The organism is Pedobacter sp. KBW01 (assembly GCF_003852395.1).
GTDB lineage: Bacteria > Bacteroidota > Bacteroidia > Sphingobacteriales > Sphingobacteriaceae > Pedobacter.
Map to the genome: position 1 here is coordinate 373,381 of NZ_QAJQ01000010.1, position 12,692 is coordinate 386,072.

Annotated in this window: 6 protein-coding genes; all 6 read left to right on the forward strand. The window is 40.8% G+C overall.

The features are described 5' to 3' along the window. Window positions 1–113 precede the first annotated feature (113 nt). The 6 genes from DBR40_RS12175 (at window position 114) to DBR40_RS12200 (ending at window position 12,567) form a co-directional block, all read left to right on the forward strand. Window positions 114–3,455, forward strand: coding sequence for a SusC/RagA family TonB-linked outer membrane protein (locus DBR40_RS12175; RefSeq protein ID WP_124560006.1), 3,342 nt, complete (start codon window positions 114–116; stop codon window positions 3,453–3,455). A gap of 17 nt (window positions 3,456–3,472) precedes the next feature. Beyond that, window positions 3,473–5,368: a RagB/SusD family nutrient uptake outer membrane protein gene (locus tag DBR40_RS12180; RefSeq protein WP_124560007.1), complete on the forward strand. Its 1,896-nt coding sequence runs from the start codon at window positions 3,473–3,475 to the stop codon at window positions 5,366–5,368. 16 nt (window positions 5,369–5,384) lie between these two features. Continuing rightward, window positions 5,385–5,864 (forward strand): DUF5018-related domain-containing protein, encoded by a 480-nt coding sequence (locus DBR40_RS12185; RefSeq protein WP_124560008.1) that lies wholly within the window; start codon window positions 5,385–5,387, stop codon window positions 5,862–5,864. Between the two features lie 85 nt (window positions 5,865–5,949). Next, window positions 5,950–8,193, forward strand: a complete 2,244-nt coding sequence (locus tag DBR40_RS12190; protein WP_158674037.1) for a beta-galactosidase — start codon at window positions 5,950–5,952, stop codon at window positions 8,191–8,193. 57 nt (window positions 8,194–8,250) lie between these two features. After that, on the forward strand, window positions 8,251–10,083 hold the full coding sequence (locus tag DBR40_RS12195; protein WP_124560010.1) for a right-handed parallel beta-helix repeat-containing protein: 1,833 nt from the start codon (window positions 8,251–8,253) through the stop codon (window positions 10,081–10,083). An 87-nt stretch (window positions 10,084–10,170) separates the two neighbouring features. Further along, a complete protein-coding gene (locus DBR40_RS12200) occupies window positions 10,171–12,567 on the forward strand; it encodes a glycosyl hydrolase family 95 catalytic domain-containing protein (RefSeq protein ID WP_233603877.1) in 2,397 nt (798 codons plus the stop codon). The last annotated feature ends 125 nt before the right edge of the window (window positions 12,568–12,692 follow it).

Genomic DNA, 12,692 nt, shown 5'->3' on the forward strand with positions numbered 1-12,692 from the left:
AAAGGGGAAGTGCTCGAACACATTCCCCAATTAAATTTTTTGATCTTTTTTCTAATCTGGGGTTCCTCACTGGAAATGCGTAGCCCCAAATAAACCAATCAAAAAACAAAAATATGATTAAAATTTACATTAGTCAAGCCTCGCCATGGCTCAGGCTGCTTTCTAAAATCATCATCCCCATGAAGATTGCATTTTTATTAGTATTTGTTACTTGTTTAAATGTTTCTGCCAAGGTTTTCTCACAAGAAAAACTTTCGCTTGATATGAAAAATATCAAACTCGAAAAAGCCTTGCAGATCATCGAAAAACAAAGCGGATACCGTTTTGTATACAGCCCAACAGAAGGGCCGTTTAACAAATTAATCAATATCAAAACAAGCGAAGCCTCGTTGGAAGAGGTGATGCGTGCGTTGTTATCAGGGACCACACTTAATTTTAATATTCAACAGAACAACCTCATTACTATTTTACCTGCCGGAGAAGCCAGCAAGGATATCATTGTTAAAGGAACGGTGCGCGACACTACAGGTGTAGGGCTCCCGGGAGTTACCGTTATTGTGAAAGGTACAAAGGGAATAGGCGCTTCTACCGATGGTAATGGAGGCTTTACCCTTAAAGTACCCGATAATGCAGTTTTGATATTTTCAATGGTAGGATATAAAACACTGGAAGTACCAGCTAAAACTTCTATGGCAGTTACCTTAACGCCCGATGATAATAGTTTGGATGAGGTTGTTGTACAAGCTTATGGTACAACAACCAAGCGTAAAACTACGAGTGCCATCAGTACTTTAGATATGAGTAATGTAGCACCTTTGCCGGTACAATCTATTAACGATGCTGTGGCAGGTAGGGTACCTGGAATAATCGTGACAGCAAGTAATGGAGCCCCGGGTACTAAAAGTGGTATTTTAATTCGTGGCCAAAGTCCAATTTATGTTATCGATAATATTGTGCGTTCTGCAAATGATTTTTCTAATCTTAACCCTAACGATATTGAGAGCTTTTCGATTTTAAAAGATGCTGGTGCTACTGCTTTATACGGTAATCAGGGTGCAAATGGAGTAGTACTTGTTACTACCAAAAGAGGTAAAGAAGGGGTAATCAAAATTAATTATTCCTACAATCAAATATTTTCTCAACCAACCTTATTCCCTGAAAAACTTAGTTCTTATGACCAGGCGCTTGCAAAAAATAAATTATATGCAGCCGAAGGTAGAACCCCGTTTAGAACGGATGCTGAATTAGAAAAATTGCGTACCGGCTCAGATCCTTTTAATTTCCCCAATACCGATTGGCAGGCACTGACTATGAAGAATTTTGCGCCGGAAATGCGCCATGATTTAGCAGTTACATCAGGAACTAAAAAATTAACTTACTATGCGGGTCTTTCTTACTACGATCAGAGTAGCATTTTAAAAACCGATAACAATTACAACAAACGTACTACTTACCGTTTAAATACAACCAGCGAGTTTGAAAATATAAATCTAAAGGTAACTGCAGGTTTAGATGGTTTTATTGAAAGTAATATTCAGCCTGGTGCAGGTTATGGAAATATATATAGCCACATTCAAAATAGAACACCAGAGCAATTGGCTGTTAACGAATTTGGTTTGCCAACTACGCAGTCTGATAACCCGGTAAGGGAGTTGGATCCTAAATCCGGATATAATAAAGGCTTTGCTAAAATTTTAAATACCAATTTAGGTCTGGAGTATGCAGCTCACTTTTTAGATGGTTTAAGATTTAAATTTAATGGTGCTTATACTACCTACAATAACGTTGGTAAAAGTTGGAATTATCTTGCACCTGCCTATAATTTAAACAGTACATCACCAATATTTGGTAATGCACCAGGCTTAACCGTATCGCAAGGACAGGGAAGTACATTAACCCTGCAAGGTTACGTACTTTACAATAAAACTTTTGGCGATCATAGTATCGATTTTACAGGGGTAGCAGAACGTCAGCGAGATGAATTATCATCTGTTAATGGGAGTAGAGTAGGTTATCAGATTATTTTTGATCAGTTAGTAGCTGGGCCAGCTTTAAACCAAACTGTTGGTGGTGGCGAAAGCGAAGCAGCAAGAGCAGCGTTATTAGGTAGGTTAACCTATACTTACAAATCAAGATATTCAGTAGAGGGATCGGTTAGAAGGGATGGTGACTATCTTTTCGTGCCCGGTAAACAATGGGGTACTTTTTACGCCGTTTCAGGAAGTTATATCATCTCTGATGAGCCGTTTATGAAATCGCTAAAAGAAAAACATATTTTGGACTTTTTGAAATTAAGAGGTTCTTATGGTGTATTGGGCGATAAAACCGGTGTTGGTGCATTTGGATATGTACCCGCATATGGCATTAATGCCCAGGCTTATGTAGTTAACGGCAATATGGTTCAGGGTACATCAGAACCTGGTAGTTTGCCTAGTAATACTTATTCATGGCAAACTATTGGTAACAGAGATTTAGCCTTAGAATTTGGAACCCTGAATAATCGGTTAAATGCCACCTTCGATTATTTTTATACCCGTAGAACCGGATTTGTAACCAGCGACCCTCGTTTTGCTCAAACACTGGGCATTGGTTTGCCACAAATAAACTTTACCGAAGGCGCTACCCGAACTGAAGGCTTTGATTTTAATGTGAATTGGGCGAGTAACATCGGCGACCTGACCTATAAAATTGGTGTCAACTTTACCCGATTCAATTCATTGACAGAGCGCTCGGCAGCAGATGATGACGCTACATTGAAAAATCCATATACCAGAACAACCAATACAACTGGCAGTTTTCTACAAACTGGTTATTTAAATGGTGGATTTTATACAGATAACAGCCAATTGTTAACCGGAGCTCGTCGTATCACTTCAATTAATGTAGGTGCAGGCGATTTAAGATACCTTGATCTAAATGGAGACGGACAACTTAACGGAGATGATTTTAGAAGAATAGGTAGTAATACAACTCCACGAACCAATTATGGTATTACGGTTGATTTGGCTTATAAAGGATTCTCTTTAAATGCCGTTGTACAGGGAGCAGGTAATAGAGATCGTTATATCGGAGATGTAATTCAGGGTGTAAGCGGACAAAATTTACTCGTTTATGATTTTCAAACTGATTATTGGCGACCAGATAACACAAATGCTATTTTTCCCAGAGCAATTAGTAATGATGCCGTTAACGGCAGTAATAGTTCGCGTGGAAGTGATTTTTGGTTGATTCAATCTAAATATGTACGTCTAAAATATGTGCAAATAGGTTATGATTTTAAACAAGGTTTGCTAAAAAAATCGCCATTTCAAAGCCTGAGGTTATTTGCGTCGGGTACGAATTTATTAACATCGGCAAAAAGCCAGAAATATTTTATTGATCCGGAATCAGATACCAATAATTACAATTACCCTATTCAGCGCACACTTGCATTGGGTTTAAGTGTAGGTTTCTAATTAAACTATTAAAAATCATGAAAAAAATTATAACAATAATTGGAGTTTTTACTGGTTTGCTGGTATTAGGCTCATGTAAAAAAGTATTGGATGCAGAACCTTTAAGTTTGATCAGTCCTGATGTAGTATGGAGTAGCAAGGCCAATGCCGAAACTTTTATTTATGGCACTTACTCGGGGATCATGAACGCTTACACATGTGGTCTTAAGGGTGCTGAAGATACTTATACCGCAAACATTATAGGTGCTTATGGCAATGCAAGCGATGCACTCCCGGTTTTTACAGAAACTTTAACCAATAGGAGCGATTACGGTTTTAATAACTGGGCAGCGGTTCGTCGTTGCAATGTAATTATTAAAAACGTAACCGAATCAGCAGGTATCGCAGACGCTGATAAAAAAACACTGATTGCCGAAGCCAAGTTTTTAAGGGCTATGTCTTACTTCAGTATTGCCAGAAAAACAGGCCGCATTGTTTGGATAGATAAGGTTTTAACTGAAAATGATGAGCTTAAATTACCAAGTACCGCAAACCCCTCCGAAAGTTACAATTACATCATCAAAGATCTCGAAGATGCAGTTGCTGATTTGCCAGCTACCAAAGTATCGGGTAGAACTAATAAATATGTGGCAGCAGGGTTTTTAACTGAAGTTTGTTTGCAAGCGCTTGCTTATAAAAATTATCCGGCAGCACCAAATGTTGCGGCTAACGATCCATTGCTTGATAAAGTTATAACCAATGCCCAATTGGTAATTGGTGGCGGCTATGTGCTCGATACGGATTATGAAGGCATGTTTAACGAAACCAAAAGTACATCAAATGAAATTATTTTCGCTGTGTACAGAAAAGCGATTAACACTTCATTGAGTGGTACGCCAATGCAACACCAACTGCCAAATATTAAGCCAGAAACAATTACGCAATTTGGCGGCTCACCTTTATTTAACAAGCCGGTGCCTTTTGAGGTTTGGCCAGAGAACTTTCCTACGCAGAACTTTACCGATGATTACTTAACAATCGATAAGGCCGATCCTACCAAAGCGTTGCCCTGGAACCAAACCTCTCAGTACCTTAATGCTGTTGATGAAAGCGTAAATGTAATTGCACCCTTTGCTAAATCAGGCTTCCCTGATGATAAAACAGCTAAACTGAATAATGACGTGTTGGTGAAAATGGGTCGCATTAAAGCTGGAAGTACCGAAACCATGTTAACCTTAACCAACGAGAATAGGGATGCACGCTGGAAAGCTTCTATCATTAGCGATCAAAATACATTTTACGGAGAATTATTTACTACGAGCTTAAAAGGTAATTCGGGTAGGTTTTTGGGCACTATTAATGGTGGTGGATACGAAACCAGTTTAAGTAATATGTACTGGCGTAAGGGATTGTATACCAATGTAGCGCCAAGTTATTTAAATAGTGTTAATACCGACTACCATTGGGTTTGTATGCGGTTGGGCAGGATATATTTAAACCTTGCCGAAGCCTATTTACTTAAAGGAGATATTGCCAATGCGCTCATAAACCTAAACAAAACCAGGGTTTTACATGGTAAGCTTCCTGCTTCTACAGCAGGTACAACAACTGCTGCATGGAAAGATTATAAAATTGAAAGAAGGGTAGAACTCGCAGAAGAAAACGATCATTATTATAGCTTGTTGCGTTGGGGCAGATTTGGCGGCGATGCAAACAATGGCCTGGCTTCTGGTCAGTCCATTAGTGAGTTAACTGAACCCATCCGTGTAATGGATTTATCAAAAGATAGCAAATCTTTTTCGATAGTAACCGGGCCATTTAACAATCAATATAACAATAGAAAATTCGATGCTTCCAGGAGATACCTTTTCCCGATAGGGCAAGGCTATATCGATAATAATGCCAAGTTCGGTCCACAAAATCCAGGATGGTAACCTTAAAGTAAAAATCATGAAACTAAAAATAAAACATATATCCTTACTGATGATGATCTTATCATTGGGTTTGTTGTCTTCTTGTTTAAAAAAGGGACTAACTGATTACGCGGTATTTGATACCAACGAAATTACACTCGTAAATGTTGAGCACCGCTTTAATGGTACGCAAACCATGAACGGGCAGCCCATTGTAGCTTATCAAAAGTTGGGATTGGCACAACAAATCGACCAGGCAAATTCGACAATAAACGTACAAATAACTGTGCCCGCTGCGAATGGCCAGTTTACAGCTGCCGAGAAAGCCAAAGTAGTGCAAAGTAAACTGTGGTTTTATATGAATATCTCTACTGCAGCAAGTATTTCACCAACAGGCGGAACGCCTACACTTGGCGATCCTACTGATGCAACAAAGCAGCTTAAATATGTAGTAACTGCAGCAAACGGCGCAAGCCGGGTATGGACCATTAATATAACCTCATTTACAAATAATTAGTTAGTTAAGTTGGTTTAGTTTGGAGCCGTTAAAATTTTTAACGGCTCTTTTTTCACACACACATTTGAAATTAATTAAGATGATTATGTTTAGAACATTTTTATTTGGCTTACTTATGCTCTTTGTAACCGTTTTACAAGCACAGGTTTACCAGATTAACATCAAAAACGCAACAACACCCAAACGCGATAATATCCCAATGTTGGGCACAAACCCAGCCGGTACAAAGCTGGGCGTAAACAATCAATACTTCACTAAAAACGACAAGCCCTGGTTTCCGATGATGGGCGAACTACACTATAACCGAGTAAGGCCCGAAGATTGGGAAACAGAAATTTTAAAGATGAAAAGCGGAGGCTTATCCATTGTGGCTACCTACGTTTTTTGGAACGAACATGAAAGAGAGAAAGGCGTATGGGACTGGAAAGGAAACCGCGATCTACGTCAATTTATTCAGCTTTGCCAGAAACATGGTCTGTATGTGTGGTTACGGATCGGACCCTGGAGCCATGGTGAGCAGTTAAATGGCGGTTATCCGGAATGGATACAAAAGCTTAAGGGACATAGGAGTAATAACCCCGAGTATCTGAAAGAATCGGCTGTTTTGTTTAACCAGATTGCACAACAAACCAAAGATTTGTTTTTTGCAGCTGGTGGGCCGATTATAGGTACACAGTTAGAAAATGAATATGCCAGCGGACAGGCCGCACATATCAGTACATTGAAAGAAATGGCTCAAAAAGCACAAATTAATCCGGTTTACTGGAGTGTAACGGCCAATACTGTGTTCGACGATAGCAAAATGGAAGTAATTCCTTTGCAGGGTTCTTATGCTTACAGGGGTTGGGAAAGGGCCGGAGGAGTAGCCACCAAAGACTTTTTGTATGGTAACGACCAATGGATCATGACTGATGCTTTGGGCAAAGTTTTTTACGATGTAAATAAATTTCCGAGAGGATTATGCGAGCAGGGCGCTGGTAGCCAAATGACTTACCGCAACCGTTTTGTAGTTGCGCCAGAAGTTGTGGCGGCACATTTGCAAAATCAGATAGGTCGCGGAATGAACCTGGTGGGGTATTATATGTTTCATGGCGGTACCCAAACACCCGGATTAAAAGAACCCGGTTATCCTGAAAGTTACGATTTTCAGTCTCCTATTGACGAATTTGGCTTGATCAGACCTTCGTACAAACAGCTTAAGGTATTGCATACTTTTATTAACGATTTCGGTACTGAACTGGCGCCTATGCAGGTTTACGAACCCGAAAATCCGGTACGGGATGAAAAAAATACCAGCGATTTAAGGTATGTGGCCAGGGCCAGTGGTAACAGCGGCTTTCTCTTTTTAGGCAACACACAGGCGCGCATAACCATGCCCGATAAAACGGTTTCGATGCAGGTTAATTTAGCCAACGAAACCATTCATTTCCCGGCGTTATTGCTGAAAGGACAAACTACGGCCATTTTGCCATTTAATTTAAAAGTGGGCTCGGCTTTAATTAAATATGCCACTGCACAGCCTTTCGCTAAACTTGTAAATGATAAAAATATTACCTTGTTTTTTAAGCGTCTAAACGGTGTAAATCCCCAGCTGGCAATTGATACCCGTACGCTGAAAAGCAAAGATATTACAGGTTGGAAAGTTACCCAAGCCGCTAATCAGTTACAGCTCGAAGCAGGCAGTCGCACCGATTGTAGTTTTGCTGATGTAGATGGAAACCAGATTAATGTGGTGTTTATTACCACCTCGCAGGCCGAAAATGCCTGGTGTACCAAACTTAAGGGGCAAGATGCACTGCTAATTACTCAGGCCGATGTTTTGGTGCAAAAAGACCAGGTTACATTACAACAGTTAAGCAAACCAGTGTTCGATTTAATGGTTTACCCCAAAGGTTTGCAGGTTTTTAGCGCGGTTACAGCAAAAACTACCAGCACGCTTTTCGATACCTATCGTTGGCAGTCGCCAGTTTATAAGCCACAAGTAGAAGTTAAATATCCAGGCAATAAAACAGCCGAAGTTACTTTGAACCCTACACTACCTAAAAATGTAAATGATATTATTTTAAATGTAAATTATCTGGGCAATGATTGCGATCTGGTTCAGCAAGGACTAGTTAAAACCGATAACCTGTTTAATGGCGAAACCTGGCAAATCAGCCTCCAAAGGTTTTGGAAAAAAGGCAGCTTTAGCCTTAATTTAAAAGATTGGGACGATAAAACGACAGGTGTAGCAGTAGATAAAGTACAGGAAATAAAAGCCAAAGGAACAAGCTTTGTTTCGATTACTGCGGTTCCACAGTATCAAACTATTATAAATTTGAAGCATTAATCTCTGCTGTAAAGATGCTTTATTAATTGATTAAAGCTATATTTATAACCACGCACGATGAAAAAATATATTTTCTTCTTACTATGCTGCGTAGGGCATCAGCTCTATGCCCAAACCATTGATGTTACCGGGTTTGGTGCCCAGCCCAACAGTTTTGCCGATGCTACTGCAAGTGTACAAAAGGCAATTGAAGTAGCAAAAAGCCAAACCAATGCCGTGTTAAATTTCCCCAAAGGAAGATACGATTTCTGGCCCGACAGTGCTGTAGAAAGCCATTATTATATTTCAAACAGCTCGTCGGAAGTAGAATTTCCGGTAAAGAAGCAAAGGGTGGGTTTATATCTGAAAGATTTAAAAAACCTGACTCTGGAAGGCAACGGTTCTGTTTTTGTATTTCATGGTAAAATGATTACCTGGGTAATTGATGGCAGCGAAAACATCCGCATTCAAAACCTTTCGGTTAATTACGAAAGACCAGGGATGTCGGAAATGACCTTGCAGGAAATTACTCCAACATCGGTTACCGTTAAAGTACATCCTGACAGCAAATTTGCGATTATTAACGGCCAGCTGGAGTGGTATGGCGAAAAGTGGATTACCAAAAACCATCATGCCGTATTGGTAAGGCCAACGGCTGGTACCTTGTTTTACAGCAACTGGGATGTTTTTGCCAAAAGCAAAGCCGAACAGGTGTCATCATCAACAGTGAAATTTACTGGTAACTTTTCAAGGTTTAAAGCGCAGCCTGGCGATGTGCTGACGGTTAGGGACCGTTACCGCGATTATGTGGGCGCATTTAACAACCATTCTAAAAACATCAGTTTGCAAAACGTTAATATGTATTCGATGCATGGTTTAGGCATTGTATCGCAATTTTGCGAAAACCTGCATTACGATAATGTTGCCGTAGCACCAGAGCCGGGTAGCGGTCGTGTAATTGCTTCATCGGCCGATGGCATGCACTTTTCGGGTTGCAAAGGGCAGATTACGCTTAATAATTGCCGGTATAATGGCATGCACGATGATCCGGTTAATGTGCACGGAACACATTTAAAAGTAAGTGAAATTGTATCGCCCAATGTCTTAAAGCTAAAATTTATGCACCACCAAACCTATGGCTTTAATGCTTTTGTACCTGGTGATACCGTGGCTTATTTACACAGTGCCGCCCTACAGATTTTTGCGCAAGGTGTAGTTAAAACAGCTAAATTAATCTCAGCACGCGAAATGCTCGTAGAGCTCGATAAACCTTTTCCTACAGAATTAAAAGTGGGCGACGCTTTAGAAAATGTAACCTGGACACCAGCCGTAAAAATTACCAATTGTAGGTTTGAAGGCACCATTTCGCGCGGAACCTTAATTACTACGCGGCGCAAGGTACTCATTGAAAATAACGTGTATTACCGTACAGGCATGCATGCTATCCTGATCGAAAATGATGCCATGGGCTGGTACGAATCGGGCCCGGTAGCAGATGTAACCATCCGCAATAACCAGTTTATAGAATGTGGTTTTAATAGTGGGTCTGATAATTACGCCATTAAAATCAATCCCGAAAACAGCGAGTGGGTTAAGAATTATTATGTGCACCGCAACATCAGGATCGAAAATAATACTTTCAAGCAGTACGACTATCCGGTTTTATCGGCAAAAAGTACAAAAGGACTGAGTTTTATTAATAACAAGATAGAAAAATCTGATTTTATGCCAGCAGGTAAAGTGCGTGCTGCGCTAAATTTTTGGGGTTGTAGCGGCGTACTAATTAAAGGAAACCAGTTTGGCAACGTAAAACCAACAATACAATTGAAAGATATGGTTAAGGCAGATATCAAATCTGATATTAAGTTTGATATACCTGTAAACAGCGAATTAGGCAAGCATGATAATTAAGTTTAGGATTTTGCCAAAACAATTGATGATTAAAGCCTGGTTTTTTGTTTAATTTACTTCCAGTTCCTATAAACTAACCAAATGAAAATGAGATTTTTATTGACTTTACTTTATGTGAGTGTATGCCTAATCGTTAATGCACAGCAAAATAATGCCCTTAAGCTCTGGTACACCAAGCCCGCCACACAGTTTGAAGAAGCTTTACCGCTTGGTAATGGCCGCTTAGGTGCGATGGTTTATGGCGGTATTGATAAAGAGCAGATTTCGCTTAATGAGGCCACATTATGGTCGGGTGGGCCGATTGATGCTTCGAAAATCAATCCCAATGCTAAAAATTACCTGGCTCCGGTAAGGGAAGCATTGTTTGCCGAAGATTATAAAAAGGCCGATTCGCTGGTACATTTTATGCAGGGACCATACTCTGAAGCTTTTATGCCCCTGGGCAACCTGTTTTTTAATTTTGCCAACACCGGCCAGGTATCCAATTACAGGAGGGAGCTCGATATTCAGAACGCGGTGTCGAAAGTTAGTTATCAGTCGAATCAGACCACCTATACACGCGAATCTTTTGCTTCGCATCCGCAACAGCTTATTATTTTTAGGCTAACCGCTTCCGGTAAAGATAAACTTAATTTCACCTGTAATTTCGATAGTAAACTATTGGCCAAAAGTTTGGTTAAACAAGGTATGCTGTTGCTTAAAGGCTGGGCTCCGGTGCACACTGAACCCAATTATCGCGGCAATATTGCCAATGCTGTAGTAAACGATACTGTAAATGCCATGCGCTTTGTTTCGATGCTGAAAGTGCTAAAAACTGACGGTAAACAGGTTTTGAAAGACAGTACTTTAAGCATTAAAGGCGCAACTGAAGTGGTTTTAGCACTATCAATGGCTACCAGTTACAATGGGGTTGACAAGAATCCGGGTACAGCAGGCAAGGCCGAAAATGCGATAGCGGCAGCTTACCTTAAAAACGTAGCCAACCGCAATTACGAAAGCTTAAAAACTGCACATCAGGTCGATTTCAGGAAATATTTTGACCGGGTATCGCTACAACTCGGCGATACCGAAAACGAAAAATTAAGCACTATAGACCGCCTTAACCGTTTTGCCTCAGGTAAAACCGATAACAGTTTAATCGCTTTATTTTATCAGTACAGCCGGTATTTGTTAATCAGTTCATCGCGCCTGGGTGGATTGCCCGCTAATTTACAAGGCATCTGGAACGAATCGGTACGCCCACCATGGAGCAGCAATTATACCACTAATATTAATGCACAAATGAATTATTGGGGCGCCGAAGCAGCTAACTTACCCGAAATGCACCAACCTTTGTTAGATTTTATTGGTCGTTTGGCCGGCCCCGGTGCCCTTACGGCAAAGAATTTTTATAATGCAGGGGGCTGGGTATGTCACCACAACAGCAGCATGTGGGCCATGACTAACCCTGTAGGCGATAGTGGTGAGGGCGATCCTTGCTGGGCCAACTGGACAATGGGTGGCACCTGGTTAAGCACTCATTTATGGGAGCATTATGCCTTTACTGGCGATCAGCAATTTTTAAAACAACAGGCTTACCCTTTAATAAGAGGTTCGGCGCAGTTTTGCCTCGATTTTTTAACTGCCGATAAAAAAGGCTACCTGGTAACCGCACCTTCAACTTCGCCCGAGAATGTTTATATAACCGATAAAGGTTATGTAGGCCAGACCTTATACGGCAGTACTGCCGATTTGGCCATGATCAGGGAGTTGTTTACCGACTATCTAAAAACAGCTGCGGTATTAAAAGTAGACGGAGCCTTCCAAACCAAAGTGAAGCAGGCCATGGCTAAACTTTATCCTTATCAGGTGGGTAAAAAAGGAAACCTGCAGGAGTGGTATCATGATTGGGAAGATCGCGAACCGCACCACAGGCATTTATCACACCTGTTTTCAGCGTATCCGGGTTACAGCATTACGACTTCCGAAACACCAAAACTGGCCGATGCTGTACGTAAGTCGCTTGAACTACGCACAAACGAAGGTACAGGCTGGGCCATTACCTGGCGGATAAACTTATGGGCCAGGATGCAAAATGCCGAGCGGGCTTACGATGCCGTAAAAAAACTGATGCGTTTTGTTGGTAAAGATGCGGCCATTAAATATGGCGGCGGCGGTATATATGCCAATTTGTTTGGCGCTCATCCACCTTTTCAAATTGATGGAAACTTTGGCGGTGGGGCAGGTATAGCCGAAATGCTCTTGCAAAGCCATCAGAACTACATTGAATTATTGCCCGCATTGCCTGTTGAATGGAAAACCGGGGCTGTTAAAGGTTTCGTAGCCAGAGGTAATTTTGTGGTGAATATGACCTGGAAAGACGGAAAATTAACAAGCGCCATTATGCTTTCCCGTAAAGGTGGTAACTGTAAAGTGATGTATAATGGTAAATTAAAAGAGATGAATACCGTAGCGAATAAAAGCTATACCCTGAAATTTGACTAGTTATATTGCTATTGGCTGGTGTCGCTAAAACTAATTTTGCTGGTTGGTGGAGACACCAACCAGTAGCTCATCCTATCGGTTGGTATCCTCACCAATCGAAACAAGTAATGGCAAAGCCTTTGATA